This window comes from Bradyrhizobium sp. TM233 (assembly GCF_036247965.1).
Classification (GTDB): Bacteria; Pseudomonadota; Alphaproteobacteria; order Rhizobiales; family Xanthobacteraceae; genus Bradyrhizobium; species Bradyrhizobium ottawaense.
The window spans coordinates 1-317 of the sequence record NZ_BTIG01000122.1; the positions used below are offsets into that span (position 1 = coordinate 1).

The 317-nt window shown below is 69.4% G+C and carries 1 protein-coding gene; it reads left to right on the plus strand.

The features are described from left to right. A partial coding sequence (locus tag AABA86_RS33945; RefSeq protein ID WP_338309842.1) for an ABC transporter permease occupies positions 1-317 on the plus strand: 317 nt, incomplete at both ends.

Here is a 317-nt window from a genome sequence, read left to right on the forward strand (position 1 = left end):
GCTGGTCGTGATCGTGCTGGCCTATATCTGGGCGGGCCTGACCGAGACCGCAGCGATCGCGGCGATCGCCATCAACAAGCTGCCGACGGCGGTCGTCACCTTGCGCGAGGGCACCCGCGCGCTCGACCGCTCGCTCGACGAGATGGCGAGCGTGTTCGCGATGCCGCGCTGGCGCGCGTTCCGCCACGTCGTGCTGCCGCAGCTTGCGCCTTACATCGCAGCCTCGGCTCGCTCCGGACTGTCGCTGGTGTGGAAGATCGTGCTGGTCGCCGAGCTGCTGGGTCGTCCGAACGGCGTCGGCTTCGAGATCGGCGTCG